This is a genomic window from Streptomyces sp. NPDC087300 (assembly GCF_044744425.1).
GTDB lineage: Bacteria > Actinomycetota > Actinomycetes > Streptomycetales > Streptomycetaceae > Streptomyces.
This window is the reverse complement of sequence record NZ_JBIUYI010000009.1, coordinates 196,098-222,478: the sequence shown is the minus strand read 5'-3', so window position 1 is coordinate 222,478 and position 26,381 is coordinate 196,098. Positions and strand designations below refer to the sequence as shown.

General features: G+C 70.7%; 31 protein-coding genes and 1 pseudogene. 11 read left to right on the top strand and 21 right to left on the bottom strand.

The window, feature by feature from the left end; genetic code table 11:
* The first annotated feature begins 67 nt into the window (after positions 1–67).
* The 4 genes from ACIO9J_RS34100 to ACIO9J_RS34085 all read left to right on the top strand — a co-directional run bounded on the left by ACIO9J_RS34100 (position 68) and on the right by ACIO9J_RS34085 (position 2,983).
* The gene (locus ACIO9J_RS34100) at positions 68–835 is read left to right on the top strand and encodes an SDR family NAD(P)-dependent oxidoreductase (protein WP_402008089.1); all 768 of its coding nucleotides are present in this window, start codon (positions 68–70) and stop codon (positions 833–835) included.
* A 238-nt stretch (positions 836–1,073) separates the two neighbouring features.
* Positions 1,074–1,271 carry a hypothetical protein gene (locus tag ACIO9J_RS34095; protein WP_402008087.1) on the top strand — a complete coding sequence of 66 codons (198 nt, stop codon included), beginning with the start codon at positions 1,074–1,076 and terminating at the stop codon, positions 1,269–1,271.
* A gap of 66 nt (positions 1,272–1,337) precedes the next feature.
* Complete coding sequence (locus ACIO9J_RS34090) at positions 1,338–2,501, top strand: hypothetical protein (RefSeq protein WP_402008085.1); 1,164 nt, start codon at positions 1,338–1,340, stop codon at positions 2,499–2,501.
* A 26-nt stretch (positions 2,502–2,527) separates the two neighbouring features.
* Positions 2,528–2,983 (top strand): hypothetical protein, encoded by a 456-nt coding sequence (locus ACIO9J_RS34085; RefSeq protein ID WP_402008083.1) that lies wholly within the window; start codon positions 2,528–2,530, stop codon positions 2,981–2,983.
* Positions 2,984–3,086: 103 nt separating this feature from the next.
* Here ACIO9J_RS34085 and ACIO9J_RS34080 read toward each other — a convergent pair whose 3' ends face one another.
* Entirely contained in the window at positions 3,087–4,532 is a 1,446-nt protein-coding gene (locus ACIO9J_RS34080; protein WP_402008081.1) for a hypothetical protein, read from the bottom strand.
* Between the two features lie 233 nt (positions 4,533–4,765).
* On the opposite strand from ACIO9J_RS34080, the gene ACIO9J_RS34075 reads away from it, so the two are divergent.
* A complete protein-coding gene (locus tag ACIO9J_RS34075) occupies positions 4,766–6,604 on the top strand; it encodes an endonuclease/exonuclease/phosphatase family protein (protein ID WP_402008079.1) in 1,839 nt (612 codons plus the stop codon).
* Positions 6,605–6,643: 39 nt separating this feature from the next.
* On the opposite strand, the gene ACIO9J_RS34070 is transcribed toward ACIO9J_RS34075, so the two are convergent.
* From ACIO9J_RS34070 to ACIO9J_RS34060, 3 genes are all read right to left on the bottom strand, one after another.
* On the bottom strand, positions 6,644–7,387 hold the full coding sequence (locus tag ACIO9J_RS34070) for an SRPBCC domain-containing protein (RefSeq protein WP_402008077.1): 744 nt from the start codon (positions 7,385–7,387) through the stop codon (positions 6,644–6,646).
* A 97-nt stretch (positions 7,388–7,484) separates the two neighbouring features.
* Positions 7,485–8,270, bottom strand: a complete 786-nt coding sequence (locus ACIO9J_RS34065; protein ID WP_402008075.1) for an antibiotic biosynthesis monooxygenase — start codon at positions 8,268–8,270, stop codon at positions 7,485–7,487.
* Between the two features lie 97 nt (positions 8,271–8,367).
* Positions 8,368–9,168, bottom strand: coding sequence for an SGNH/GDSL hydrolase family protein (locus ACIO9J_RS34060; protein WP_402008073.1), 801 nt, complete (start codon positions 9,166–9,168; stop codon positions 8,368–8,370).
* A gap of 70 nt (positions 9,169–9,238) precedes the next feature.
* On the opposite strand from ACIO9J_RS34060, the gene ACIO9J_RS34055 reads away from it, so the two are divergent.
* Entirely contained in the window at positions 9,239–9,727 is a 489-nt protein-coding gene (locus ACIO9J_RS34055) for a GNAT family N-acetyltransferase (protein ID WP_402008071.1), read from the top strand.
* Positions 9,728–9,748: 21 nt separating this feature from the next.
* Here ACIO9J_RS34055 and ACIO9J_RS34050 read toward each other — a convergent pair whose 3' ends face one another.
* The 3 genes from ACIO9J_RS34050 to ACIO9J_RS34040 form a co-directional block, all read right to left on the bottom strand.
* Positions 9,749–10,522, bottom strand: a complete 774-nt coding sequence (locus tag ACIO9J_RS34050; protein ID WP_402008069.1) for an SDR family NAD(P)-dependent oxidoreductase — start codon at positions 10,520–10,522, stop codon at positions 9,749–9,751.
* Positions 10,523–10,591: 69 nt separating this feature from the next.
* On the bottom strand, positions 10,592–10,858 hold the full coding sequence (locus tag ACIO9J_RS34045) for a DUF4235 domain-containing protein (protein ID WP_402008067.1): 267 nt from the start codon (positions 10,856–10,858) through the stop codon (positions 10,592–10,594).
* A complete protein-coding gene (locus tag ACIO9J_RS34040; protein ID WP_402008065.1) occupies positions 10,855–11,220 on the bottom strand; it encodes a hypothetical protein in 366 nt (121 codons plus the stop codon). The genes ACIO9J_RS34045 and ACIO9J_RS34040 overlap by 4 nt, the downstream gene beginning before the upstream one ends.
* A 191-nt stretch (positions 11,221–11,411) precedes the next feature.
* Here ACIO9J_RS34040 and dapA point away from each other — a divergent pair, with 191 nt between their 5' ends.
* Positions 11,412–12,302 carry a 4-hydroxy-tetrahydrodipicolinate synthase gene (dapA, locus tag ACIO9J_RS34035; RefSeq protein ID WP_402008063.1) on the top strand — a complete coding sequence of 297 codons (891 nt, stop codon included), beginning with the start codon at positions 11,412–11,414 and terminating at the stop codon, positions 12,300–12,302.
* Here the strand turns inward: dapA and ACIO9J_RS34030 are convergent.
* From ACIO9J_RS34030 to ACIO9J_RS34015, 4 genes are all read right to left on the bottom strand, one after another.
* Positions 12,299–13,522: a WD40 repeat domain-containing protein gene (locus ACIO9J_RS34030; protein ID WP_402008061.1), complete on the bottom strand. Its 1,224-nt coding sequence runs from the start codon at positions 13,520–13,522 to the stop codon at positions 12,299–12,301. The genes dapA and ACIO9J_RS34030 overlap by 4 nt on opposite strands.
* Positions 13,519–14,082: a SigE family RNA polymerase sigma factor gene (locus ACIO9J_RS34025; RefSeq protein WP_402008059.1), complete on the bottom strand. Its 564-nt coding sequence runs from the start codon at positions 14,080–14,082 to the stop codon at positions 13,519–13,521. The genes ACIO9J_RS34030 and ACIO9J_RS34025 overlap by 4 nt, the downstream gene beginning before the upstream one ends.
* Positions 14,083–14,188: 106 nt before the next feature.
* Positions 14,189–14,815 carry a hypothetical protein gene (locus ACIO9J_RS34020; RefSeq protein ID WP_402008057.1) on the bottom strand — a complete coding sequence of 209 codons (627 nt, stop codon included), beginning with the start codon at positions 14,813–14,815 and terminating at the stop codon, positions 14,189–14,191.
* Between the two features lie 136 nt (positions 14,816–14,951).
* On the bottom strand, positions 14,952–15,608 hold the full coding sequence (locus tag ACIO9J_RS34015; RefSeq protein WP_402008055.1) for a tyrosine-type recombinase/integrase: 657 nt from the start codon (positions 15,606–15,608) through the stop codon (positions 14,952–14,954).
* 102 nt (positions 15,609–15,710) lie between these two features.
* On the opposite strand from ACIO9J_RS34015, the pseudogene ACIO9J_RS34010 reads away from it, so the two are divergent.
* Together ACIO9J_RS34010 and ACIO9J_RS34005 are read left to right on the top strand one after the other, a co-directional pair.
* Positions 15,711–16,085, top strand: a pseudogene (locus ACIO9J_RS34010) (transposase); the annotation flags it as partial.
* 62 nt (positions 16,086–16,147) lie between these two features.
* Positions 16,148–16,426, top strand: a complete 279-nt coding sequence (locus ACIO9J_RS34005; RefSeq protein WP_402008053.1) for a hypothetical protein — start codon at positions 16,148–16,150, stop codon at positions 16,424–16,426.
* Between the two features lie 54 nt (positions 16,427–16,480).
* Here the strand turns inward: ACIO9J_RS34005 and ACIO9J_RS34000 are convergent, their stop codons facing one another.
* The 4 genes from ACIO9J_RS34000 to ACIO9J_RS33985 all read right to left on the bottom strand — a co-directional run bounded on the left by ACIO9J_RS34000 (position 16,481) and on the right by ACIO9J_RS33985 (position 20,457).
* Positions 16,481–17,614: a hypothetical protein gene (locus ACIO9J_RS34000; RefSeq protein WP_402008051.1), complete on the bottom strand. Its 1,134-nt coding sequence runs from the start codon at positions 17,612–17,614 to the stop codon at positions 16,481–16,483.
* The gene (locus ACIO9J_RS33995) at positions 17,604–18,050 is read right to left on the bottom strand and encodes a HEPN domain-containing protein (protein ID WP_402008049.1); all 447 of its coding nucleotides are present in this window, start codon (positions 18,048–18,050) and stop codon (positions 17,604–17,606) included. Before ACIO9J_RS33995 ends, ACIO9J_RS34000 begins: the two co-directional genes overlap by 11 nt.
* Positions 18,051–18,213: 163 nt before the next feature.
* Entirely contained in the window at positions 18,214–19,203 is a 990-nt protein-coding gene (gene dapD, locus ACIO9J_RS33990; protein WP_402008047.1) for a 2,3,4,5-tetrahydropyridine-2,6-dicarboxylate N-succinyltransferase, read from the bottom strand.
* Positions 19,204–19,212: 9 nt separating this feature from the next.
* On the bottom strand, positions 19,213–20,457 hold the full coding sequence (locus ACIO9J_RS33985) for an MFS transporter (protein ID WP_402008045.1): 1,245 nt from the start codon (positions 20,455–20,457) through the stop codon (positions 19,213–19,215).
* Positions 20,458–20,516: 59 nt separating this feature from the next.
* On the opposite strand from ACIO9J_RS33985, the gene ACIO9J_RS33980 reads away from it, so the two are divergent.
* Positions 20,517–21,407, top strand: coding sequence for a winged helix-turn-helix transcriptional regulator (locus ACIO9J_RS33980; protein ID WP_402008043.1), 891 nt, complete (start codon positions 20,517–20,519; stop codon positions 21,405–21,407).
* Here ACIO9J_RS33980 and ACIO9J_RS33975 read toward each other — a convergent pair.
* Together ACIO9J_RS33975 and ACIO9J_RS33970 are read right to left on the bottom strand one after the other, a co-directional pair.
* Positions 21,379–21,924 (bottom strand): TetR/AcrR family transcriptional regulator, encoded by a 546-nt coding sequence (locus ACIO9J_RS33975; RefSeq protein ID WP_402008041.1) that lies wholly within the window; start codon positions 21,922–21,924, stop codon positions 21,379–21,381. The two genes, ACIO9J_RS33980 and ACIO9J_RS33975, sit on opposite strands and share 29 nt — an antisense overlap.
* The gene (locus tag ACIO9J_RS33970) at positions 21,924–22,244 is read right to left on the bottom strand and encodes a multidrug efflux SMR transporter (protein ID WP_055543925.1); all 321 of its coding nucleotides are present in this window, start codon (positions 22,242–22,244) and stop codon (positions 21,924–21,926) included. Before ACIO9J_RS33970 ends, ACIO9J_RS33975 begins: the two co-directional genes overlap by 1 nt.
* A gap of 122 nt (positions 22,245–22,366) precedes the next feature.
* Between ACIO9J_RS33970 and ACIO9J_RS33965 the strand changes: the two genes are divergently transcribed.
* Positions 22,367–23,470, top strand: coding sequence for an oxidoreductase (locus ACIO9J_RS33965; protein ID WP_402008039.1), 1,104 nt, complete (start codon positions 22,367–22,369; stop codon positions 23,468–23,470).
* A 52-nt stretch (positions 23,471–23,522) separates the two neighbouring features.
* Here the strand turns inward: ACIO9J_RS33965 and ACIO9J_RS33960 are convergent, their stop codons facing one another.
* From ACIO9J_RS33960 to sufC, 4 genes are read right to left on the bottom strand one after another with little or no spacing between them, the layout of a single operon-like run.
* The gene (locus tag ACIO9J_RS33960; protein WP_030687191.1) at positions 23,523–23,861 is read right to left on the bottom strand and encodes a metal-sulfur cluster assembly factor; all 339 of its coding nucleotides are present in this window, start codon (positions 23,859–23,861) and stop codon (positions 23,523–23,525) included.
* The gene (gene sufU / locus ACIO9J_RS33955) at positions 23,858–24,343 is read right to left on the bottom strand and encodes a Fe-S cluster assembly sulfur transfer protein SufU (protein WP_402008036.1); all 486 of its coding nucleotides are present in this window, start codon (positions 24,341–24,343) and stop codon (positions 23,858–23,860) included. Before sufU ends, ACIO9J_RS33960 begins: the two co-directional genes overlap by 4 nt.
* A gap of 16 nt (positions 24,344–24,359) precedes the next feature.
* Positions 24,360–25,616, bottom strand: a complete 1,257-nt coding sequence (locus tag ACIO9J_RS33950) for a cysteine desulfurase (protein WP_402008034.1) — start codon at positions 25,614–25,616, stop codon at positions 24,360–24,362.
* On the bottom strand, positions 25,613–26,377 hold the full coding sequence (gene sufC / locus ACIO9J_RS33945) for a Fe-S cluster assembly ATPase SufC (protein WP_402008032.1): 765 nt from the start codon (positions 26,375–26,377) through the stop codon (positions 25,613–25,615). Before sufC ends, ACIO9J_RS33950 begins: the two co-directional genes overlap by 4 nt.
* Positions 26,378–26,381: the final 4 nt, after the last annotated feature.

Below are 26,381 nucleotides of genomic sequence, written 5' to 3'. Positions count from 1 at the left end.
GGCGCCACGGTCCCGCTCGCGTATAAACGGCGGTTGAACACTGTTCGACGTCGAGGGGCTTCCTTCCATGAACCTGCCAGCCACCGGCCGCCGCGTCCTCGTCAGCGGAGCGTCCCGAGGTCTGGGCCGCGCGCTCGCCGTGGCCTTCGCGGAGAACGGCGACCGGGTCGCCGTGCACTACGGATCGCGCGAGGAGGAGGCCAGGGCCACGCTCGACTCGCTGGCGGGCGAGGGGCACGTCCTGGTGGGCGGCGATCTGTCGGACCCGGCGAGCGCGGCGGACGTCGCGGACCGGGCGGCAGGGGCGCTCGGCGGCATCGACGTGCTGGTGAACAACGCGGCGGTGAACCTGCCGCATCCGCTCGCCGAGACGTCGTACGAGCGGTGGGCGGCGCTGTGGCAGCAGCACGTCTCGGTCAATCTGCTCGCCACGGCGAACCTCAGCCATCTCGCGGCCCGCCGCATGATCGACCAGGGATCGGGCGGCCGGATCGTGAACATCGGCTCGCGCGGCGCCTTCCGCGGCGAGCCCGACCACCCGGCGTACGGCGCGACGAAGGCGGCGGTGCACGCGCTCGGCCAGTCGCTCGCCGTGTCGCTCGCGCCGCACGGGATCGCGGTGGCCTCGGTGGCGCCCGGGTTCTTCGGGACGGAGCGGGTGGCGCACCGCCTCAGCGGGGCCGAGGGCGAGGCGATCCGCGCGCAGAGCCCGTTCGGGCGTGCGGGCACGGCCGAGGAGATCGCGGCGGCGGTGCTGTGGCTGGCGTCGCCGATGGCCGAATGGGCGTCGGGCACGGTCCTCGACCTCAACGGCGCTTCACATCTGCGCACCTGAGCCTTGGCCAAGGGTCGGCGCGGCACGGGCTGCCACGGGCCGGTGACAGGGCGGCGGAGACTTCGTAAACAAGGTCAACAGGAGCGGATCACCCGTAAAGCGAAGAATCCGCGCAGAACACCTTGACCCGCGGTGCGCACCGCAATAGACATCACCACGTGCAGCGCCGCACCACCCGCACGGGGAGGCGAGCCGAGTGGACGCACATCAGGCACGCAGCCTCCATGAGAGCCGGCTGATGAAGCTGGCCAATGTCACCGGCGTCGGCATCGGAAGGGACGACCACTCGGGTCAGGACGTGATCGTCGTCTTTGTCACCCACCGAGTGCCCCGTGACCGGCTCCGTGACGAAGACGTGATTCCGGACGTGCTCGAAGGTGTCCCCGTACGCGTGCTCGCCATCGGCGAAGTCGACGCGCAGGACGGCGGGGCGTAGCGAGAGCGACGCACGGGCGCCGTCCGGAAGTCCCACCCTTCAACGAGGAAGAGGTGGTCTGGCGTGGTGAGCCAGCCCGAACTGATGCGAGGACCCACCGGCGGTCAAGTCAGCGACAGCTCCCGCCAACAGGCGATGTCCGACTTCCTGCGGCCCCAGCAGCCGCTCGCGAACGTGGTCGGCTTCGGCCACGGCGTGAAGTGGACGGACGGCGAGCCCACCGGCGAACCCGCCGTGCTGGTGTTCGTCACCCAGAAAGTCCCCGAGTCCATGCTCCCGGAGCGGGACGTCGTCCCGCGCCAGATGGACGACGGCACCCCGACCGACATCATCGCGGTCGGCCACATCGCGGCCCAGCGCGGCCAGAGCAGGCCGGGCGGCCGCCGCGCCGAGGACCGCCCCTCGGTGTCGTACGGCCCCGACGGAAGCGTCAGCGAACAGCTCGCGGGCCTCGGCCAGCCGCAGCTCGAAGAGCTCATCGGACGCGGCGCGTTCGAGCCCCAGCTGCTCAAGCGCCGGATGCGTCCGTGCCCCTCGGGCTTCTCGGTCGGCAACGTCCGGGTGACCGCGGGCACCCTCGGCAGCGTGGTCTACGACTTCCTGCCCGGCGCCTCCGTCGACCCGCCCGGCTCCGGCCTCGGCGTACCGGCGAAGTTCTACATCCTGTCCAACAACCACGTGCTCGCCGACTCCAACCGGGCGCAGCTGGGCAGCGCGATCGTGCAGCCCGGCGTGTTCGACGGCGGGCAGGACCCGGCGGACCGCATCGCGACGCTGGAGCGGTTCATCACCATCCAGTTCGCCCCGCAGATCCCGCTGGAACGGCACAACAACGTGGTCGACGCGGCGCTCGGCGCGGTCGACTTCCAGGACGCGACGCGCGAGCAGTACTTCAGCGGTGCGCCGCGCGCCTGGCGCCGCAAGGCCAATGTGGCCGTCGGCGACCTGGTGAAGAAGACCGGCAGGACGACGAACATCAGCTTCGGCCGGATCATCGCCATCGACGCGACCATCGACGTCAACTACGGCACGGCGGGGACCGCGCGGTTCAAGGACCAGATCCTGACCACGAACATCTCCGCGGGCGGCGACTCCGGTTCGCTCGTCACCTCGCAGGACGACGTCGCGGTGGGCCTGCTCTTCGCCGGTTCCTCGACCGTGACCGTCGCCAACCACATCGAGAACGTCCGCGCGCTGCTGCGCGTGGAGATCGCCGAGCTGCTGGCCTGACGGTCAGGACGGAAGGAGGGTTTTCCATGACCACCCAGGCACGTAAGCAGAAGGGCGGCCAGTCGCGGACGTCGGAGCACCGCTTCCACAATCCGCAGGGCGCCGAGGTCAAGACGCGCGACGAGGCGTTCGCCGCGCAGGTCGCCGACGTGTCGGCCGAGTCCCTCTCGACGGACTGCAAGCTGACGCTCCACAGCGGCCAGGTCACGTTCGCCATCGAGGTGAAGTACAACCCCAACACCTATCCGCACGTGGTGACCGGCGGCCAGATCACCTCCGGCATCTGCGGCGCCCCGTGGGACATCACGGGCGGCACGATCGGCGAGACGATCCGCCTGGACGCCAAGCGCGCCGGGCAGGGCAGCTGCGCGAACACGATCACGATCGTGGGCGAGTACCAGAATCCGCCGGCGTACCGGGGGACGTACGGGTTCGACGGGGCGACGTCGTCGTTCAAGCACACGACTCGCTACGAGTGCTGACGCCTCCGGCGGGGTGAGCGGAACCCGGGTGGGCCTGGGATGTCGGGCCCACCCGGGGTGCTGTTCATCGCCCTTCGGGCTCGTCCTCAATCGCCGGACGGGCTCACAGATTCCTCGCCTTGAACGCCGCCTTGCGGGCCTCCTTCGCCACCTTCTTGTCGGGGTGGAGGCGGCCCATCGCGTCGAGGACGTCCGCCGTGGCGGGGTGCTCCACCCGCCATGCCGTGGCGAAGAAGCCGCTGTGCTGCTCGGCGAGACCCTCGACCAGGCCCTGGAGCTCGTCCGAGTTGCCCTCGGCGGCGAGTTGCGCGGCGAGCGTGTCGATGGTCAGCCAGAAGACGAGCTCCTCCGAGGGCGCGGGCACGTCGGAGGCGCCGTGCTCGGCGAGCCACACCCGGGCGAGGCCCCCGAGCTCGGGGTCGTCGAGCACCTCGCGCAGCGCGGGCTCCGCCTCGTTCCCGACCAGCGAGAGCGCCTGCTGGCAGCGCAGCCGCCGCAGCGGCGCGCCCTCGTCGCCGCCGCGCGCCGCGGTCAGCAACTCCCGTGCGGCGCCGAGCGGTTCGTGCCGGGCCAGCCACTGCTCGATCTCCGCCTGCGCGGCGGCCTGCGGGAATCCCGACGTGCCGTCGAGCAGCGCGTCCGCGCCCTTGTCCGCGAGGTCGCCGACGGCGGGCGCGTCGACGCCCGCCTCCAGCATGCGGGCGCGGATGCCGTACAGGCCGAGCGGGGTGAGCCGGACCATGCCGTAGCGGCTGACGTCCTCGTCGTCGACGGGGGCGGGCTCGTCGGCGGCCTCGTCGATCTCGGCCATCAGCGCCTCGTCGACCGGCTGGTACTCGACGAGGCCGAGCGGCTCGAAGAGCCGGAACTGGTCGTCGAGCTTCATCATCGCGTCCGACACCTGCTCCAGGATGTCGTCGGTGGGCTCGCCCATGTCGTCGGGGACGATCATCGAGGCGGCGAGCGCGGGCAGCGGCACCGGGCCCTCGCCGCCCGCGGCGTCGCCGACGGTCAGCAGGTAGAGGTTGCCGAGCACGCCGTCCAGGAAGTCGGCCTCGGCCTGCGGGTCCCAGCCGAGCTCGCTGAAGTCGACCTCGCCGTTCTCCTCCAGGACGTCGAGGAGGTCCTCCATGTCGGGCACGGTGGCGTCCGCGTACACGGTGTCGAGGGCGCCGAGCCAGATGCCGAGGACGTCCTGCGGGCCGCCCGCGGTGAGCAGGGCGAGCTCCTCGCCCGCGGCGACGGTGCCCTCCGCGCCCTCCTCCTCCGCGTCCGTGACCTCGATGAGGCCCGTGTCGACGGCGACGCGCCAGGCCTCGCTCGCGTACGCGGCGGCGTCGGGGTCGTCCGCCGCCAGGCCGAGCTCGGCGGCGGCCGCGGGGAGCTGTGCGTCGACGAGCTCGCCGCCCGCGCCGACCCGGGTCGCGGGTCCCGCCCAGCGGGCGAGCCGCACGGCGCGGGAGAGCAGCGGCGTGGCGAGCGCGGCCCGCGCGAGGTCCGCTTCGGAGTGCAGCAGCACCGGCGGCAGGGTGGCGGGGCTTACGGACATCTGCTGGTTCTCCTCCGAAGGTGCGGGGCGCCGAAGGTAGGGCTCGGCAAGGCGCAAGCCTAGACGGATTTGGCCGGGTGCCGCCCGGTTCATGTCCCTGTCAGATGACGTACAGGGAAAGGGCACCCGCACGACCTTGACAACTCCCCTGGCCACGCAAGAGATTGACGCGCGTAGAGCGCCCGTCCGGGCGCCCGTCGTCCTCTCCGTCTTCCCTCACCCGGAGTTCCCTGATGCCCCAGATACCGAGAAGCGCCGCCGTCGGTGCCGTCGTCGCCACCGCGCTCGCCGCGGGACTGCTCGTGACCACCTCGTCCGCCGCGTCGGCGGCTCCCGTCGCCATCCACGACATCCAGGGCACCACCCGGGTGTCGCCGCTCGCCGGACAGCAGGTCACGGACGTCGCGGGCGTCGTGACCGGGGTGCGCGGCTACGGCTCCAAGGGCTTCTGGATCCAGTCGGCCGACGGTGACGCCGACAAGGACCCGGCCACCAGCGAGGGCGTGTTCGTCTTCACCGGTTCGGCGCCGCTCACCGTCAAGCCGGGGGACGCGGTCCTGGTCTCCGGCACGGTCGGCGAGTACGTGCCCGGGGGCGCGGCCTCCGGCAACCAGTCGCTCACCCAGCTCACCAAGCCGACGGTGACCGTCACGTCGTCCGGGAACGAGCTGCCCAAGCCGGTCAGGGTCGACGCGAAGTCCGTGCCCGCCGCGTACGCGCCCGCCGGTGACCCCGCGCAGGACGACAGCGTCAACGGCCTGCCGCTGCGCCCCCGCGCGTACGCCCTGGACTTCTACGAGTCCCTGGAGGGCATGAACGTCCGCGTGGGCACCTCCCGCGTGGTCGGCGCGACAGATGCTTACAACGAGCTCTGGGTGACGGTGAAGAAGCACGAGAACCCGAACCGGCGCGGCGGCACCGTCTACGGCTCCTACCGCGCGCAGAACGGCGGACGGCTCCAGATCCAGCAGCTGGCGCCCGTCGCCCAGCAGCCCTTCCCGAAGGCGAACGTCGGCGACGTGCTGACCGGGCGTACCGAAGGTCCCCTGGACTTCAACCAGTTCGGCGGCTACACGCTGGTCGCCCGCGAGCTCGGCGACGTCGCCGACAAGGGCCTCGCGCGCGAGAAGACGCGGCGCCAGGCCAAGGGTGAGCTCGCCGTGGCCACGTACAACGTGGAGAACCTCGACCCGGGCGACCCGCAGCAGAAGTTCGACGCGCTGGCGGGCGCCGTCGTCGCCAACCTCGCCTCGCCCGACGTCGTCGCCCTGGAGGAGATCCAGGACGACACGGGCGCGAAGAACGACGGCACCGTCTCGGCGGAGGCGACGCTGAAGAAGTTCACGGACGCGATCGTCGCGGCGGGCGGCCCGCGCTACGCGTGGCGCTCCGTCGACCCGGAGAACAACAAGGACGGCGGCGAGCCCGGCGGCAACATCCGTCAGGTCTTCCTCTACAACCCCGAGCGGGTCTCCTTCACCGAGCGCGCGCCCGGTGACGCGACCACCCCCACCGGTGTCGTACGCCAAGGGGGCCGGGCCGCGCTGACCCACTCCCCCGGCCGGATCGCGCCCGCCGACGCGGCGTGGGCGGACAGCCGCAAGCCGCTGGCCGGCGAGTTCGTCTTCCGCGGCCGCACGGTCTTCGTGATCGCCAACCACTTCGGCTCCAAGGGCGGCGACGAGGGCCTCACCTCGCACCACCAGCCCCCGGTGCGCTCATCGGAGACCAAGCGGCTGCGGCAGGCACAGGTCGTCAACGGCTTCGTGAAGGACCTGCGCAAGGTGCAGCGCGACGCCGACGTCGTGGTGCTCGGCGACATCAACGACTTCGAGTTCTCGGCGGCCGCCAAGGCCCTGGAGGACGGCGGCGCGCTGCGCTCGGCCGTCAGGTCACTGCCCAGGAGCGAGCGTTACTCGTACGTCTACCAGGGCAACTCCCAGGTCCTCGACCAGATCCTGACCAGCCCGGGAGTGGGCCGCGACTTCGCCTACGACAGCGTGCACATCAACGCGGAGTTCGCGGACCAGAACAGCGACCACGACCCGCAGGTGCTGCGCTTCCGCCCGTAGGCGCGGCACGGCGCACGCGGGGTGACCGGCCGGACTGCCTCATCCGTAGAGGTGGTCCAGCCAGTCCTGCCACGCCAGTTCGGTGTGCTTGCCGTCGGCCTGCGCGCCGAAGTCGTGCACGCCGACGGTCACCGGGAGCCCGAAGTGGTTGCGGCCGAAGAAGCGGTGCAGGGTGTCGTCCGTGCGCAGCCCGATGAAGTACCTGCTGCGGAAGTCGATCACCGCGTCGAGCGGCTCGCCGGGCGCCCTGACCCGGACACGGGCGCCCTCCGACGCGTCGTCGGGCAGTGCGAGCGCGCGGCCGAGCCTGACGAAGGCGTCCGGCGCGGCCGACGCGGGCGGCCCGGTGATCGCGGAGTGCACGGCGGGGCGGCCCTTGAAGTGGGTGAGGTACTCGCACAGGGTGTGCAGCCGGAAGTCGGTGTGCTTGGCGACCGCGTCGTACTGGGCGTCCCGGTCGCCGGTGAAGACGCCGCTGCGGACGTAGCGCACCCAGGAGCGGCGGCCGCCGTTGCGCGGCTCGACGGTGTGGTCGACCTGGCTGAGGGTCTGGCCGGGGACGCGGTCGGGGTCCTCGACGCGGGCGGTGAGCCGGTGCGGCGGCTCCCAGCAGGTGACGGTGCCGCCGGAGGGCGCGGCCCCGCCCTCGCGGGGCTCGTAGCGCAGGGGCCTGAGCCAGCCGGCGGCTCCGGTGGTGAGGGCGTCCCAGACCTCGGCGGGCGACGCGTCGACCTCGAACTCCCTGACCATCTCGAATTCCTTGCCGGTGCCCGAGCCGCTCATGCCGTCCCCCTCGCATCGCCCTGCGCCGCTCCACCGTCCCGCCGACGGGGGCCGCTGTCCAGGCGGGTCAGGGGGTCGGCGGTAAGGCGTCCGGGATCTACGCTCCGCGCGGTACGAAGGTGTGCGCCAACCTGTAGCGGGCGACCACGTCATCGGCGACGACGCCGGGGAAGTCCCGCACCCGCCGCCACTCCGGCGTCGGCGCCCCCACCCCGTCGCCCGCGGCGGCGAGCGCGTCGACGTGGGCCTGCGCGTCGGTCCACTCCGCGTAGTTGACGACCTGCCTGCCGTCGGTGCTGACGTGGAAGTGCGCGGCGAGCAGCCCCCTGCCGTCGAGGCCGTCGGCGTCCAGGGCGGCCATCACCCCGTCCACCCAGGCCCGCTGCCGGTCGGCGTCGGGGCCCTCGAAGGTGACGCGCACGATCACGATCGCGCCGGGCTCCCGGTCCGCGCGCTCCGGTGCGCCGGTCCAACTGCGGTACCGCGTCGTCTTCGCCAGGCCCAGGCGCTCGATGCCCGGCACGGCGGCGTCGATGTCGGTGTTCCTGGCGTCCCTGCCGTTCGAGGCGCCGGCGAAGAAGTCCTGGTAGGCGTCCTCGTCCCGCCACTGCGAGTGGTGCAGGAGGGTGTCGCCGTCGGCGCCCGCGTACACGGCGTACGAGAGCAGTCCCTCGTGCGGCCAGTCCCTGCTGGTCCAGGCCGTGGCGATGGCGTCCAGGGTGGCCCGCTGCCGCTCGGCCGAGCCCGTGCTCCAGGTGCTGATGAAGGCGCGTCCCGCGTCGGGGCGGGCCGGGTCGGGGTGGGTGCCGGTGCGCAGGGTGGTGGTGGGCGCGGCGGTCACGGTGGCGGCCGTGGTCCGGTGCGGTTCCTGGGGTGTGGACATGGCTGGTCCCATCCGTCCGTCTCGGTGTGCGTGTCGGTGCCCGGACCGGTGATCGCCCCGGGCACGGCCCACACTCCGGCCTCAACCGGACTTGAGGTCAAGCCCGTTCGTGATCGGGCACCGTCACCGCGCCGAGCACGGGCCGCTTCGCCGCGCGGCCGTCCCCCGAGGAACGGCCGCGCATCCGCCGCCACATCCACGGACCCATGAACCCCGCGAACCAGCGCGCCTCCTGGGTCACCGCGTTGAACACGGACTGCGGGGCGAGCGGCGGCAGGGGCTCGCGCCAGCCGCCGTGTCCCGGCACGCCCAGGGCATCCGCCATGCCCGCGGCGATCCGGGCGTGGCCGAGCGGACTCGCGTGCAGCCGGTCCCGGCTCCACAGCCGCGGATCCGTGGTGACCCGGTGCGGGAACGTGTCGAGGACGGCCACCCCGTGCCGGTCGGCCGCCGCGCGGATGCGGGCGTTCAGATCGAGGACCCGGGGCAGCGCGCGCCGGGCGAGCGGGGAGACGCGTCCGATGTCCGGGAAGGTCACGGTGGCCACCCGGGCGCCCGCCGCGGTGAGTTCGGTGAACATCTCCTCGATGTCCGCGGCGACCCGCGCGGCGTCGAAGCCGGGCCGCACCAGGTCGTTCATGCCCGCCATCACGGTGACCAGGTCCGGTTTCAACGCCAGGGCGGGGCCCAGCTGTTCGGCCTTGATCCCGGCCGTCCTGCGGCCGCGCACGGCGAGGTTGGCGTACGTGAGGTCCGGATTGCCCGCGGCGAGGATCTCCGCGAAACGGTCGGCCCAGCCCCGGTAGCCGTGCTGCTCGTCGCCGTCCCCGAGCCCCTCCGTCTGGCTGTCGCCGATCGCGACGTAGCGCGCGAAGGGGTACTGCTGCCTCGTGCTCATGGCCTGAGCTTCCTCCGGCGCCGCGGACCCGTCAACGCGGGTCCGCGGCGTGCATGCGAGACTCCCGGCCATGCGCACGTCCTTGATCCTCCGCCCGGCCACCCGCGCCGAACTCCCCGCCGTCCTCGCCCTGCTCGCCGACGAGGAGACGGTGGTGGACCCGGCGTCGGTGCGCGTCGACGAGGCGTACGAGCATGCCTTCGCGGCGATCGTCGACGACCCGCGCAACGAGGTGCTCGTCCTGGTCGAGGAGGCGGACGGCGCCCAAGGCGGCGAGAGCGCCGTGCCCACGGTCCTCGGCTGCCTCCAGGCGACCTACATCCCCGGGCTCGGCAAGCACGGCGCCGAACGCGCGCTGATCGAGGCGGTCAGGGTCCGGGCCGACCGGCGCGGCGGCGGGCTCGGCAGGCAGCTCATGGAGCGGGCCGTCGCGCGGGCACGCGCGCGTGGCTGCGCGCTGGTCCAGCTGACCAGCGACAAACGCCGCGAGGACGCGCACCGCTTCTACGCCTCACTGGGCTTCGCACGCAGCCACGACGGGTTCAAGCTCAGCCTCTGAGGCCGATTCCGCACCGGCGCCTCACAGCAGGTGGCCGCCCCCGTCCACGAGCAGCACCTCGCCCGTGATGTACGCGGAATCGGCCAGATCGACCACGGCCCCCGCGATGTCCTCGGGGCGGCCGACCCGCCCCAGCGGCAGCCGTTCCGCGACGGCCTCCATGGCCGCCTCGACGCCCTCGACCTCGTCGAACCACGGGGTGTCGATCATGCCTGGCGCCACCGCGTTGACCCGCACCGCGGGCCCGAGCGTCTTGGCGAGCAGCTTGGTCATGTGGTTCACGGCGGCCTTGCTGACCGCGTAGGGGATGGAGCTGCCGCCGGGGCGCACGCCCGCCTGGGACGAGATGTTCACGATGCTGCCCGCGCCGCTCGCCCGCAGGTGCGGGACGGCCGCGGTGATCGTCTGCCAGACGCCGATGACGTTGACGTCGTACAGCTCCCGCCACACCTCGGGGCTCGCGGCCTCGAAGTCGTCGTGGTCGATGAACCGGGTGGCGCCCGCGCAGTTGACCAGGATGTCCAGGCGGCCGTACGTGTCGACGGCGGTCTGCACGAGCCGCTTGGCGTCGGCCTCGTCCGCGACGCTCGCCCTGACGTAGACGGCGTCGGGCAGTTCCGCCGCCAGCTTCTCGCCCGCCGCCACCGAGCGGGCGGAGTTGACGACCACACGGACCCCGCGCGCGGCCAGGCGCCGGGCGATCGCGGCGCCGATCCCCGACGACGAACCGGTCACGAGGGCGACGCGCCGCTCGTCGCGGGCCGCGCTGCCGTGGGTGCTGCTGTTCGTTTCCATCAATGCCTCAAGCCTCTGTACGTCCGGCCTGTCGGCGCCCGCGCCGATCATGCCAGAGGCCGCCGCCGGTCAGCCCGGCCAGGTCCCCGTCAGGCGCCGCACGCCGACCGCGCCGCCGCGGTCCACGGCCGCCCTGACCACGGCGAAGATCGCGCCCTGCAGCGCGGCCGCGGCGAGGATCTCGGGCCAGGCGCGCTCCTCGTCATGGGCGTCCGGCGCGTCGTCCTCGCCCGCGACCGTCTTCCAGAGGCGGTTGAACAGCGCGCCCGCGAGCGCGCCGCCCAGCATGCCGAAGCCGGCGCCGACCGGCTTGTAGAGCAGCTTGACCGGGCTCATGCCCCGTCGTCCCGCCTGCGGCGGCGCAGCGCGGCGAAGGCGATCAGCGCGCCCGTGCCCGCCACGACCGCTATGAACGCCCGGGGGTGCTTGCCGCCGGTCCGTGCGACCTGGCCCGCCGCGGCCCGCACGGGCTCGGGCGTGCCGCCGCGCACCCGCCGCGCGGCCTCGGCGACCTTCTCCTCGACCTGGGCCACGGCGCGGTACTCCTCGGCGTGCGCGGCCCCCTCGGCGACCTTGTCCTTGACCTGCGCCGCGGTGTCGCGCATCTGCTCCTTGACCACCGCCGCGCCGTGCTTGGCACGGGACGCGACGTCCGCCTGGGCCAGCAGTTCCTTCGGGTTCCTGGGCGTGTTCGCCATGGGTGCGCCTCCTCGGCTCGACCGGTTCCTCGTTCGTGTCTCTCGCGCTCCGCCACGGGGAGCGCGGTGCCGACCGGGTACCCGCACCCGGCCCGGCTACCCCCGGCATCTGCGATCATTTAGCGTTCATACCCGTTACCTCGTAGGAGAATTAAGTGGAGCTTCAGCGACGCGTGCCGAACACTGCCGTCATGACCTCCCGAACCCCGGCCCCCTTCGGCCGCGCCCTGTGCGCGATGATCACGCCCTTCACCGAGGCGGGCACCCTCGACCTGGACGGCGCGCAGCGCCTCGCCGACCGTCTGGTGGGCGACGGCTGCGAGGGGCTCGTCCTGTCCGGCACCACCGGCGAGTCGCCGACCACCTCCGATGCGGAGAAGTCCGCGCTCGTGCGCGCCGTGGCCGACGCGGTGGCGGGCCAGGCCCGCGTCGTCGCGGGCGTCGGGAGCAACGACACCCGGCACACCGTCGAGCTGGCCGGCGCGGCCGAGAAGGCGGGCGCGGACGGCCTGTTGGTGGTCACGCCGTACTACAGCAAGCCGCCGCAGGAGGCCGTGGCGGCCCACTTCCGCGCGGTCGCCGACGGCTCGGGGCTCCCGGTGCTGCTCTACGACATCCCCGGCCGCACCGGCACCCGCATCGCGCCGGAGACGCTGCTGCGCCTCGCGGACCATCCGCGGATCGTGGGCGTGAAGGACTGCGCGTACGACATCCTGGCCAGCCAGCGCGTCATGGGCCGCACGGATCTGGCGTACTACGCGGGCTGCGACGAGTACGATCTGGCGCTGTACGCCGTCGGCGGCGCGGGCTACATCAGCACGGTCGCCAATGTGATCCCCCGTCAACTCAGGGCGGTGCTCGACGCGTTCGACGCGGGCGACACGGAACGAGCGCGCCGCGGGCAGCTCGCCGCCACCCCGCTCATCGACCTCATGATGGCCTCGGGCCTGCCCGGCGCGGTCACCGCGAAGGCGCTGCTCGGTGCGCTCGGGCTGCCGTCGGGCCCGGTCCGTGCACCGCTGCTGCCCGCCGGCCGCGCGGCGACCGACGGGCTGCGGGCGGCGTACGACGCGGTCGGCTAGCGCGCCGCGAACACCGGGGTCCAGCGCCCGTCCGCGTCGGCCTTCGGCGAGAGGAAGCCGCTGAGCGGCACCGTCTTCTTGCTCCCGATCGTCACCAGGACGAGCCGGTTGCGGTACTCGCTCGTGCCGGGCGCGATGTCCCAGGCGATCAGCCGCTTGTCGTCGACCCAGGCGAGGAGCTGCTGTCCGGGCACCTTGGCGACGTGCTTGCCGGTGAGCGGGTCGATCACCTCGGAGGCCGTCTCGTGGCCGCTGCCCGCGAAGTCACCTGCCGCGAGCTTCCCGCTCGGCGAGAGCCCCGCCTCGACGTACCAGCGCAGGTGCTTCTCCCTTGCGGGAGCGCTCCGCTCGCGGCCGTCGACGTCGTAGTACTGGTGGTGCGGCGCCCTGATGAGGCCCGAGTAGACCAGGGAGCCGTCGCGGCTGAAGGCGAAGTCCTGGCGGGTGTTGATGTCCCCCATGCCGAAATCGTCGGTCTTCGTGCGCACCTCGTTCCAGTGGGCGTCGCCGGACGCCACGTCGACGAGGTAGAAGCCGGTCCTGCTCGGGTCCGCGGGGCCCGGCTCCTCCTTCTTGCCGTCGCTGATCGGCCGGTCCTTGTCGAGCCGGTCCGGGTCGTTCTCGTACGTCGTCGCGACGAGTTTCCTGCCGTCGGGCGAGAACTCGACGCCGCCGACGCCGCGCTTCACCGGAATCCAGCGCTCGACCTTGCCGGTGAGCAGGTCGAGCAGGCCGATCCGCTGGGTGGGCAGGCCCCGTTCGAGTACGGCGGCGGTGCGCATGCCGGGCGCCACGTCGAGGAAGGACCAGCGTTCGGCCTTGCGGTAGCGGCCCGTCCGCTGGTCCAGCAGCCGGTAGGTGCGGGTGATCAGGGCGTCGCCGTCGGGCTGACCGACCTTCGTGCTCGTACTGAACGCGGCGAGCGCGGTGCCGCCCGCCGCGATCAGGTCACGCGGCGGCGACTGGTCGGGGTGCGCGACGACGTCCCCGTCGCGCAGCTCGCTCGCCGGGCGCGGCTCCCGCGTGTCGGAATCGGCGCCGATGACCGGCACCGCCACCGCCACCACGGCCGCCACCGCGGCGAGCGAGGTGCCCGCGATCGCGCGCGCCCTGCGCCGGCGCCGCACGGTGAGCACCCGCTCCGCGAGGTCCCCCGGCACCGGCGCCTCCTGCGCCGCCTGTTCCCGCAGCGAATCGCGCACCAGATCTTCGACGTTCACGGTCCTACCTCCACGGGCTCCACGGGCGAGAAGTCGGGGGATCCGGACGTGGTGCCGGGCCCTTCGAGCCGGGCCAGCTCGGGCGCGAGACCCCTGAGCCGGGCCAGGGAGCGGTGCGTCGTGCTGCGCACGGTGCCGACGGAGCAGCCAAGGAGCGCGGCCACCTCCGCCTCCGGCAGGTCCTCGAAGTAGCGCAGCACGAGGACGGTCCGCTGCCGCGCGGTGAGCTTGGCGAGCGCCCCGCGCAGCACGATCCGCAGCTCCGCGGTGGACACGCCGTCCCCGGCCACGGGGGTCTCCGGCGGCTCGGCGACGGCCAGTTCGCGCCGCGGCCACTTCAGCCGCCAGCGGCTGATCTGCTGGCGGTAGAGGACCTGCCGTACGTACGCCTCGGGTTCGTCGATGCGGTGCCAGCGGCCGACGGCCTTGACCAGCGCGTTCTGGAGCAGGTCCTCGGCCGCGTGCCGGTCGCCGCCGCTGAGCAGCACGGCGGTCCTCAACAGCGCGCCGGATCTGCTCCGCACGAACTCCCGGAAACTCTCCTGCCCTTCGGCATCCATCGCCACCTTCTCTTCCCCGGCGGGCCTGCTGCCCCCTCACTCCTCTGGACGGGTCCGGCCGTCCCCCGCTATGCCTGCGTTCGGAAGGAACTTCGTACGGCCGTGATCAGCCGGGGAACCCCGCCGCCTTGGTCCAGCGCAGCGTCTTCCCGCCCCTGCTGAAGGTGACCTGCTTGCCCCCGGCGGCGACGGCGATCTTCTCCCAGCCGTCGAAGTTCTTGGTGAGGTGCTTGTCCCACTTGGTCAGCGGCCCGGTGGCGACGGCGGCGACGGACTCGGTCGGCGGCTCGCCGTCCGCGCAGTACCGGGCGAAGTCCCCGAAGGCCGCGACGGTGCCGTCCTTGGCCTTGAGGGTGATGCCCTGGCACGCGTCGGTCTTCGTCTTGTACACGACGGCCGACTTGGACCAGCCCTTGGCCGTGGGGCTGTAGTCCTGCACGAAGAGCCCCTTCTTGCTCAGGTAGTGCATGGCCACACGGCGCCCGTCGGCCAGCTTCACCTGCGCGTTGAACGGGCTCGGGCTGCCGCTCCAGGGAATGTCGCTCTTCTCCAGCGGATAACTGTGATCCCCGGCGACGACCCGCTCCACCTGCCGCACACCCCCGTGCCCACCGGCCTTCCCCGGCCCCGCCGCTGCCCCCTGCTCCTGCCCGACACTCTGACCGCACCCGGCCACGAGCCCCACCACAGCCACCGCACCCAGGGCAACGGCCCTGATCCCCGCTTCGCGCATGTCCCTCTCCTGTCGTCCCGCGCAGCATACGCACGCGGAAGCGCGAGAGCGCCCTCCCGTGACGGGAGGGCGCTCTCGACCGGCCGGTGGGGGCAGGTCAGTTGTGGCTGTTCTGATGACGCAACAGGTCGGACGATCAGCCATCCCCATGGGCCGCCCCGGGGCCGTCATCCGCCGAGTCGTGCCCCTTGAACACACGATCTACAGCAGCCCTCGTCCGGGTCTCGCTCGTCGGCATGAGATGCGTGTACGTGCGCAGCGTGAAGGCCGGGTCATGGTGGCCCAGGTACTCACTCAGGGCCTTGATGCTCTCGCCAGCGTCGAGGAGCACGGAGGCGTAGAAGTGCCTCAGCGCGTGCATGCCGTTCTCACGACCGAGAGGCACCCCAGCGGCTCGAAGGGCCGGTTGCCACGTCTTCTCGTTGAAGCGAGTCCGGTTGAGCGGCTTGCCCTGCACCGTCAGGAACAGCAGCGAGGCAGTCACCGGCGGACCGTCCAAGGTCTTCCAGGGCAACGTCACCTCAATCGGCGCGTGCTTGGTGATGTGCGCGGCGAGCGCGAAGCCCACGGTCTCGGGCAGCGGTACGTCACGCTCCTTGCCGCCCTTGGGAGGCCCGAAGACGGGTCGCGTTCCACGAAGAAGCTTGACCTGGCGAACCACGTGAAGGGTGCCGCCAAGGAAGGCGAGGTCCTCCACGGACAACCCGAAGATCTCACCGTGCCGAAGCCCACAGCCAGCACAGACCGCGATCATCTCGCGCCAGGGATCCGGCAGCGCCTCGTGCAGATCCATCACACGATCCGCCGTCCATGGCTTGACCTTGCGAGGGTCCAACCGAGGCGCCCGTACCGAGCGAGCCCGGCAAGGGGGTGGGGCGCCGGCCGACCGCCGCCCCACCCCCAGGCCCACATCATCGAATCCCTGCCCGGCATGGAGCCCATCCCGGGTGCCGAGTTCATCGTTGCCGCAGGTGATCTGGCCGCCTTCGCCGACGCAGGTCACCTGGCCTCCGCGGCCGGCTTGGTGCCGGTTCCCCGGGACTTCAAACGCTACAGCCGACGCCTCCGCCGAGTCTTCAATCTGTCCGCCCAGACCAGCATCATCCGTGAGGGCCCCAACCGTGACCACTACTCGAAGAAGCGAGCCGAGGGCTGCAAGCACGTCCCAGCCGTCATCGCCCTCGCCCGCCGACGCGTCGATGTCCTGTGGGCCCTCTTACGCGACGGAAGGCCCTTCACCCTGCGCCCACCGGTCGCTCGAGCCGCTTAACTGGGCCAACGCGCCCCACCACTGGCGATAGTCTGCGGACCCATCCCGGAGAGGCGGGTCCAGTGAGCTTCGACGCAGAACGATCAGCGCGCATCGCAGCCATGCAGGAAACCGCCCGGCCCGTCTGGGAGGCGACCGGCGACACGGACGCACTCCAGCAGTTCCTCAAAGACAACGGATGCCACGGCGTGGAAGCCGTGTTCGTGACCATGGGCCTCTTGAACTGCGATCTTGCCGAGGCTCAGCGAGCCTTCTTCAACGCCCCATGCCGCGCTGCCGAACGCCGGTTCCACAACCACGTCCTGGACCTGCTCGAAGAGGCCGCCGACACCGACGCCTGACAGCACCGGCGACAAGCAGAGCCTCTTGACTCGGCCATTAAGACTCCACCAGCCTTAACCGACGGGATTATTCGCAGCCTTGTGCTTGATGGATCGCGCCGCCCGTTCCCAGGCATCAATTTTGGCAATAGCCTTGCGCATATTCCCGACCGAATTGTTGATTTTTCGCCCTGGACCACGAAGCTGCCGACTGAGCGATCCAAGCCCTTCTGCGGCAGTGCCGAATGTATTGAGTCCCTCCATCCCTTCACGAGAGGACTCCGCCATGCCAATCAACTGGTCCAGGAATCCATCCCACCCTTCAGGGAGCTCAGATGGGTCACCGTTCTGGATTACACCAAGCACGGAAAGCACGCCATCGTTGATGGAGGTCATGTTCGACGCGAAGTCAGCCGAGCTCTTTTCCAGCATCTCAACAGGCTCACTGATCTCAGATGCGTACTTCGAGATGAGCGCAAGACGAGCACTGTTCGATGCTCCAGATTGAGCCGCCCTCTCCAGCTCGGCACCCACCGACTCAGTCACAGCGCCGATCACTTCAATCGAGGAAGCGACCCCGTCCGCGTTGTCAGTCATCAACGCCAGTTGGTTCTCAATCTCGATCATATTATCCAAGAAACCGGGTTCATCGTCACTGCCATCGACTTCGATGGAGGGTTCAGGTAGAGGCAAGTCGATCTCAGCCTTACCCTCACCAGATTCTTGGAAAATCCTCGTCGCCGTCAGTACGTCTTGACCATCCAGCAACCCCGCTTGCAGAGCCCTCTCAAGCTGGTTTCGAGCATCGATCAACCCTCTGGGCGATCGAGAAAACTGAATAGTTCTGACTGTGTTGACGTCGAAGGGGAGCTGGCCAAACTCACCGATCTGAATCGTCAGCTTCCCCGTCGCATGCCGAAGCCCTAGTTCATACATGACGTTAGGATTTCCGCCGCTCACATCTGCGATCACCACATCGTCTTCAAAGAGATGCCGAAATACCTGTTCGGTGATTTCACCAGCGACGGCGATCTGATCCGCACGAACGGGATCGATCCCCACCTGCTGACACGCGGCTTGAATAACCTCTTCGAAGACCTGAAGAGAGTCCTCGTAACTTTGCCGCCCTGGGTCTCCGAGCGGCGCGAACTTATTGCCGATCGGACCTACTACGAAGCACCTAACCACTGCACACCACCTATTGCTCACGCTGCTTAACCCAGAGTTTCACGAACTCAATCAGTCGTTGCGCATGCTTGAAAACATCTTCAGCCTCTTTGTACCTACAACGGGCTGGAGAGTACTGAGCTTTCGATTTTAAGTTTAAGACTTTCTGCAAGTGTCTCGACACGGTAGTACCCGGCGTTCCACACTTGCGGAGCAGTGACAGGGCTCCATCATGGCTTTTACCCGCCGAATAGCGGCCAAGAACTTCCTGGCAAATAACATCACTACCGTTAATTGCAGCTGAGACGGCTAGGCTAACAGCGGCGTCGAAATACTCGCAGCTCAAAGCAGTGTCGGCAACAGTGAGAAACTCTTCGGCCTTCAGTAGCTTCGCGACACTGTCAGTCTGCACGCTGGAATCGTAGCGGCGCCCGGAGGCCCTTGGTGCAGAAAATGCCATACCGCCGAGGATCTCCATGGCAGCTTGAGTGCCACTGCGCCGCACACAAGAGCGCCCTCCCGGGCCGTCCTAGGGCCATGGAAGGGCGCTCGTTGGTGACCAACGCTGACAACTGGCGACGACTGCGCCGCAGTTCAGAGCGTTGATCCAGTAGACAGCCGCACGTCACGGCCGCCGGTGATCAGTTGTGGCTGTGCAGAACCTCGTTCAGGCCGCCCCAGACCGCGTTGTTCGGGCGGGCCTCGACCGTGCCCGTGACCGAGTTGCGGCGGAAGAGGATGTTCGAGGCGCCGGAGAGCTCGCGGGCCTTGACGATCTGTCCGTCGGGCATGGTCACCCGGGTGCCCGCGGTGACGTAGAGACCGGCCTCGACGACGCACTCGTCGCCGAGCGCGATGCCGACGCCCGCCTCGGCGCCGACCAGGCAGCGCTCGCCGATGACGATGCGGACGTTGCCGCCGCCGGAGAGGGTGCCCATCGTGGAGGCGCCGCCGCCGATGTCCGAGCCGTCGCCGACGACGACGCCGGCGGAGATGCGGCCCTCGACCATGGAGGTGCCCAGCGTGCCCGCGTTGAAGTTCACGAAGCCCTCGTGCATGACCGTGGTGCCCTCGGCGAGGTGCGCGCCGAGCCGTACGCGGTCGGCGTCGGCGATGCGGACGCCCTTCGGCGTGACGTAGTCCGTCATGCGCGGGAACTTGTCGACCGAGGTCACCGAGAGGTGCAGGCCCTCGGCGCGGGCGTTGAGCCGGACCTTCTCGACGTCGTCCACGGCGACCGGACCGAGCGAGGTCCAGGCGACGTTGGCGAGGAAGGCGAACTGGCCGTCGAGGTTCACGCCGTGCGGCTTGACCAGGCGGTGCGAGAGCAGGTGCAGGCGCAGGTAGACGTCGTGGGCGTCCAGCGGCTTGTCGTCCAGGGAACCGATGACCGTACGTACGGCGATGACCTCCACGCCACGGCGGGCGTCCGGGCCGATGGCCTTGGCCGCGCCGTCGCCGAGCAGCTCCACGGCGCGCTCGGCGGTCAGCCGCTCGCTGCCGGCGGGACCGGGCTCGGCGACGAGCTCGGGCGCGGGGAACCAGGTGTCGAGAACGGTGCCGTCGGCCGTGACGGTGGCGAGTCCTGCGGCGACGGCGCCGGTGGTGCGGGAAGCATTCGTGTCGGTCATGGGTGAAACCTAACCGGAGGTGCGCCGCACGAGCGAACCGGTCTCAGGGTCCGGGCTGCCCGCGGCGACGCCACCGGACCGCGACCCGCCGCGCCCCCGTCCGGCCGCGAGCACCACACACCCCGCCGCGCCCGCGAGCACCGCGCACACCGGCCAGAGCAGCCCCGGGGCCACGGTGTACAGCGCACCGCCCAGCGGCGCCGAGAGCACGACGCCGCTGACCGAGACGCCGGAGTACAGGCTCTGGAAGCGGCCCTGTACGTGCGCGGGCGCCTGGTCGGCGACGTACGCGGTGGCCGGTGTCTTGTAGAGGATCTCGCCCAGGGTGAGCAGCAGCATCATGGCCACGGCGGTGCCGAGCCCGGTGCCGACGGCGAGCACGGCGTAGCCCGCGCCGACGAGCACCAGACCGGCCCCGATGATCCGCAGCGGCGCGCGGCCGCGCAGGGCGAGGGCGGCGGGGAGTTCGAGGAGCAGGATGACGCCGCCGTTGATCGCGAGGAGCCAGCCGTAGACGCCGGTGTCCAGGCCGTGCCGGTCGAGGTCGACGGGGAGCGTCGCGTACTGCTGGCGGTAGACGAGGTCGGTGACCAGGATCGCGGCGAGCAGCACGAGGACGGTGGGGCGGCGGCGCAGTTCGGCGAAGACGCCGGGACCCGGCGCGGCGCTCTCGGCGCGGCCCGCCGCGACCGCTCCGTGCGCGGGAAGGACCCGCCAGGCGTACGCGGCGAAGACGAGCGTGCCGAGCCCGTCGACGACGAAGAGCCAGGTGTACGAGACGTGGGCGATGAGCAGCGCGCCCAGCGGGGGCCCGACGGTGAAGCCCGCGTTGCCCGCGAACCGCATCACGGCGAAGGCCTGGCGGCGCCCGCCCTCGGGCACGGTGACGGCGACGAGGGCGCCGTTGGCGGCGCGCACGCAGCCCCCGGCGTACTGGCTGAGCGGCGGCACGACGTAGAGCAGCGCGAGAGGCAGGACGGGCAGCGTGAGCACGCCCACGCCGCCGACCAGCGAGCCGATCAGGAGCACCCGTCGATGTCCGAACTTGTCGCCGAACCAGCCGCCGGTGAAGTTGCCCGCGACCATGCCCACCCCGCCGATGCCGCTGATCAGCCCGGCCTGGGCGACGGAGAGGCCGCGCCCGTGGGTCAGATAGACGAAGAAGTAGACGAAGGTGAAGGCGACGACCATGTTGAAGAACTGACCGGCGGCGAGCAGCCACACGGTCCTCGGTACCGCGCGCAGACCACGCACCACGCCCCCCGCAGATGAGTGAGTTCCTTTTGGGAACGGACTATGTCAGCATGAGCGTCATGGCGCAACGGACCCGACTCGACGACGACCACTGCGCCATCGCGCAGGCCCTGGACGTCGTCGGCGACTGGTGGACCCTGCTGATCGTGCGCGACACGGCGCGCGGGGTGCACCGCTTCGACGAGCTCCAGCGTGAACTGGGCGTGTCCCGCAAGGTGTTGACCGAGCGGCTGCACCTCCTGGTGGACGCGGAGGTACTGACGCGCGTGCCCTACCAGGACCGGCCGGTACGCCACGAGTACCGCCTGACACCGCGCGGCCGCGCGCTGCTGCCCGTCCTGGTCGCCCTCCAGGACTGGGGCGACACGTGGGTGGCGGGAGAGGGAGAGACGATGGCGACCGCGGCGGAGGCGTCCCTGGAGGCCCGGCGCGTGCACGAACTGCTCGGCACGCGCCTGCCGGAGCTCCAACTCATCGACGATCAAGGGCAGTTGCGCGATCCGGTGGCCGAGGACACCCCGTACACCGTCCTGTACTGCTTCCCCGGCGCGTACGCCCGCCAGGACGCCTACCCGCCCGGCTGGGCCGGGATCCCCGGCGCGCGCGGCTGCACCCTGGAGTCCTGCACCTACCGCGACCAGCTCGCGGAGTTCGCCGCGGCGGGCGCGGCCGTGCACGGCGTCTCGTCGCAACGCCCGGACGAGCAGCGGGCGTTCGCGGAGAAGGAGGGCCTGCGCTTCCCGCTCCTGTCGGACGCGGACCTGACCCTGACGGCGGCGCTGCGCCTGCCGACGTTCCGCGCGGCGGGCGTGACCCGGATGAAGCGGCTGACCCTGATCGTGGACCGCGCCCGGGTGGTCCGGGACGTGCAGTACCCGGTCACGGACGTCACGGCGAGCGTCGAAGCGGCCCTGGAGACGGTCAACTCCCTGGCACGAGAAGCCGGTTGAGGACGTCGCGGGTGTACGCCTCGTCGTAGTCGCCGCCCGTGAGCAGCACCTGGAGGCTGATGCCGTCCATCAGGGCGACGAGGGCGCAGGCGGTGACCGGATCGGTGCGCCGCGAGATGACGACGGAGAGCCCCTCGCACCACTCGGCCGCCACCGGGCGCAGCGCGGGCCTGCGCAGGGCGGCGAGATAGAGCTCGTACTCCAGCTCGACCCCGGCCCGCTCCCCCGCGAACCACTCGCCGAGGACCCGGGCGAGTGCCTCCGCGAGATCGGCCTCCGGGTCCTCGAACACGCCGCTCGACGCGAGCACCTTCGCGAAGCCCTCGTTCGACTGCCGCAGCGCCGCGACCATCAGCTCGTCGAGCGTCTTGAAGTGGTACGTCGTGGAGCCCAGCGGCACGTCCGCCGCGGCGGCGACCGAGCGGTGGCTGAGCCCGGCGATGCCCTTGTCCCCGACCACGCGGATCGCCGCGTCGATGATCCGCTGACGGCGCTCGGGATCGTAGCGACGGCCCATCAGTGCGCCCCGCCCAGATTGAGCACGACGACACCCGCGATCACGAGCGCGATGCCCGCGACCTTGACGAGATTGGCGGCCTCCCCCAGGAAGAGCATGCCGATCGCGGCGACGGCGGCGGTGCCGATACCCGCCCAGATCGCGTAGGCGGTGCCCACGGAGAGGGTCTTGAGGGTCTGCGCGAGCAGCGTGAAGGCGAGCAGATAGCCCGCGACCGTGATCAGCGAGGGCCACAGCCTGCTGAACCCCTCACTGTACTTCATGGCGGTCGTCCCGGCCACCTCCGCCGCGATGGCGCCGGCCAGCAGTGCGTATCCCATGCGTACGAGTGTACATATCGATGTGTACGGGCGTACGCAAAAACGGGATTCCGTACCGGTTAGGGTGACGCGATCACTGTGGGGGGCCGCAGGGGCGCACGCGACGCGGGAGCACGAGGAACATGCCGGACATACCTGAGCAGGGACAGCCGGGACAGCCCGGACCGTACGGAGACCCGCACGGCTGGGGGCCGCACGGCTGGGGCCCGCCCGGCTGGGGACCGCACGGCTGGGCACCGCCGCCCCCGCCCCCGAAGCCCGGCGTCATCCCCCTCGCCCCGCTCGGCGCCGACCACGTCCTGGGCGGCGCGTTCGCCACGATGCGGCGCTACGCCAAGCCGCTGTTCGGCACCGCGGCCGCGGCGTACGGCCTGCTGACCGTGGTCATGACGGGCGCGCTGCTCGCCGCGTACGCCGCCACCCGCGAGGACTCCCGGGCCATGTACGAGCCGGGCGCCACCTTCTCCTGGGAGCACGGGCGACCGCTCCTCATGGCCTTCGGCGCGGTCTGGGCGCTGGTCCTGCTCGCGAGCCTGGCCGTCAACTCCTTCATCCAGGCCGCCTGCGCCGCCACCCTGCACGAGGCGGTACTCGGCCGCCCCACCACGTTCCGCGCGATCTGGCGCAGGGCCTGGTCACGCACGCCGACCGTGGCGGCGGTGACGGTGCCGCTCGCCGTGATCCTGCTGCTGCCGGTCGCCGCGTTCGCGCTGCTCCTCGTCGCCTTCTTCGTCACCCTCCTGACCGACTCGGCGGCCCCCTTCGGCCTGATCTTCCTGCTCTGCCTCCTGGTGCTCCCGCTGGCGGCCTGGCTCTACGTCCTGTTCGCCTTCGCCCCGGCCGCCGCGGTCCTGGAGTCGGCGGGCCCGCTGACGGCGCTGCGCCGCTCCGCCCACCTGGTGCGCGGCGCCTGGTGGCGCACGTTCGGCATCTCGCTGCTCGCCGGGATCATCGTGCTGATCGTGTCCCTGGCGTTCCGCCTGCCCCTGCAGTTCGCCGCGCCCGAACCGCCCGCGGTGCACCCGGACAGCGACACCTCGGAGGTCCTCTTCAGCCAACTCCGCTCGCAGTTCGGCCTCTACGCCCTGCTCGGCATGATCGGCACCCTGCTCACCCAACTTCTCGCCACTGTCTTCCTGCCCCTGGTGACGGCCCTGCTCTACATCGACCGCCGCATCCGCGGGGAGGGCCTGGCCCGGACACTGGCCGAGGCGTCCCGGCCCTGAACGCACCGAAGCCCCCCGGAGGTCATCCGGGGGGCTTCGAAGTCGGGGAACCTCAGACGTTGAACCCGAGCGCCCGAAGCTGCTCGCGCCCGTCGTCCGTGATCTTGTCCGGGCCCCACGGCGGCATCCAGACCCAGTTGATCCGGAGCTCGTTGACGATGCCGTCCGTGGCGGACTTCGCCTGGTCCTCGATGACGTCGGTCAGCGGGCAGGCCGCGGACGTCAGCGTCATGTCGATCGTGGCGATGTTGGCGTCGTCGACGTGGATGCCGTAGATCAGGCCGAGGTTGACGACGTCGATGCCCAGCTCGGGGTCGACGACGTCGTACAGCGCCTCGCGGACCTCTTCCTCGGAAGCCGGCTTCGTGGTCAGGGTCTCGTTCTCGCTCATGCGGTCTTCCTCTCAGCGACGTCGGCGGCGCCGGCGGCGTCGGTGCCGAGCGCCTGGGCCGTCGCGTCCTTCCACGCCATCCAGCTCAGCAGTGCGCACTTCACCCGCGCCGGGTACTTGGAGACCCCGGCGAACGCGACGGCGTCCTCCAGGACCTCCTCCATCGCGTCGTCCGGCTCCAGCTTGCCCTTGGACTGCATCAGTTCCAGGAACACGCCCTGGATCTTCTGCGCCTCGGCGAGCTCCTTGCCGACCAGGAGGTCGTTCAGGACGGACGCGCTGGCCTGGCTGATGGAGCAGCCCTGGCCCTCGTACGACACGTCGGCGATGGTCGACCCGTCGTACTTCACGCGCAGCGTGATCTCGTCGCCGCACGTCGGGTTGACGTGGTGCACCTCGGCGTCGCCATCGCGCAGACCACGCCCGTGCGGGTGCTTGTAGTGGTCCAGGATGACTTCCTGGTACATCGAATCCAGCTTCACGTTCCCAGCCAGCCCCTCAGCCGAAGAAGTTCCGTACGTGCTCCAGGCCGTCGACGAGCGCGTCGATCTCGCCGGGCGTGGAGTACAGATAGAACGACGCTCGCGTGGTCGCAGGAATTCCGTAGCGGAGGCAGACAGGGCGAGCGCAGTGGTGACCCACGCGGACCGCGATGCCTTCCTCGTCCAGGACCTGGCCCACGTCGTGCGGGTGGATGTCGCCGAGCGTGAAGGAGATCGCGGCGCCGCGGTCCTCCGCCGTCGACGGACCGATGATCTTCAGGTCCGGGACTTCGAGGAGCCGCTTGACCGCGTACTCGGTGATCGCGTGCTCATGAGCGGCGATCTTGTCCATGCCGATCGCGGTCAGGTAGTCCACGGCCGCGCCCAGGCCCACGGCCTGGGAGACCGGGGGCGTACCCGCCTCGAACTTGTGCGGCGCGGGAGCGTACGTCGAGGAGTGCATCGACACGGTCTCGATCATCTCGCCGCCGCCGAGGAACGGGGGGAGGTCCTCCAGGAGCTCCTGCCGTCCCCACAGCACGCCGATGCCCGTCGGGCCGAGCATCTTGTGGCCGGTGAAGGCCACGAAGTCGGCCTGCAGCGCCTGCACGTCCAGCGGCATGTGCGGGGCGGCCTGCGAGGCGTCGACGAGGACGAGGGCGCCGACCTCCTGGGCGCGGCGCACGATGGCCTCGACCGGGTTGTGCGTGCCCAGGATGTTCGACACGAGCACGAAGGAGACGATCTTCGTCTTCTCCGTGATGATCTCGTCGATGTTGGAGAGGTCGAGCCGGCCGTCGTCGGTCAGGCCGAACCACTTCAGCTTCGCGCCGGTGCGCTGCGAGAGCAGCTGCCACGGAACGATGTTGGAGTGGTGCTCCATCTCCGTGATGACGATCTCGGTCTCGTGGTCCACGCGGTAGGGCTCATCGGCCCAACCGAGCATGTTGGCCACGAGGTTGAGCGACTCCGAGGCGTTCTTGGTGAAGATCACCTCGTCGCGGCTGGGCGCGTTGATGAACTCCGCGACCTTGTCGCGGGCGCCCTCGTACAGCGCCGTGGCCTCCTCGGCGAGGACGTGCACGCCGCGGTGAACGTTGGCGTTGTGCTGCTCGTAGTACTCGTTCAGTACGTCGAGGACCTGGCGCGGCGTCTGGGAGGTCGCCGCGTTGTCCAGGTACACGAGCTTCTTGCCGTCGTGGATCGTGCGATCCAGGATCGGGAAGTCCTTGCGGATCGCCTCGGTGTCGAGGAGGCCCGGCAGCTGTGTCACGAAGATGCGCCGCCCTTCGTGTAGGCCTCGTAGCCCTCGGCCTCGAGCTTGTCGGCGAGCTCGGCGCCGCCGGACTCGGCGATGCGGCCGTTGGCGAAGACGTGCACGAAGTCGGGCTTGATGTAGCGCAGGATGCGCGTGTAGTGCGTGATGAGGAGCGTGCCGACCTCACCGGTCTCGCGGACGCGGTTGACGCCGTCCGAGACCTGGCGCAGGGCGTCGACGTCCAGACCGGAGTCCGTCTCGTCGAGGATCGCGATCTTCGGCTTGAGGAGCTCCATCTGGAGGATCTCGTGGCGCTTCTTCTCACCGCCGGAGAAGCCCTCGTTCACGTTGCGCTCGGCGAAGGCCGGGTCCATCTGGAGCTGCTCCATCGCACCCTTGACCTCCTTCACCCAGGTACGCAGCTTGGGCGCCTCGCCGCGGATCGCCGTCGCCGACGTGCGCAGGAAGTTGGAGACCGAGACACCGGGGACCTCGACCGGGTACTGCATGGCGAGGAACATGCCGGCGCGGGCACGCTCGTCGACGGACATCTCCAGGACGTCCTCGCCGTCGAGGGTCACGGTGCCCTGCGTGATCGTGTACTTGGGGTGACCCGCGATGGAGTAGGCGAGCGTCGACTTGCCGGAGCCGTTGGGGCCCATGATGGCGTGGGTCTCGCCCTGCTTCACGGTCAGGTCGACGCCCTTGAGGATCTCCTTCGTGGCGTTGTCGGCCTCGACGGTGACGTGCAGGTCCTTGATTTCAAGCGTTGCCATGGGT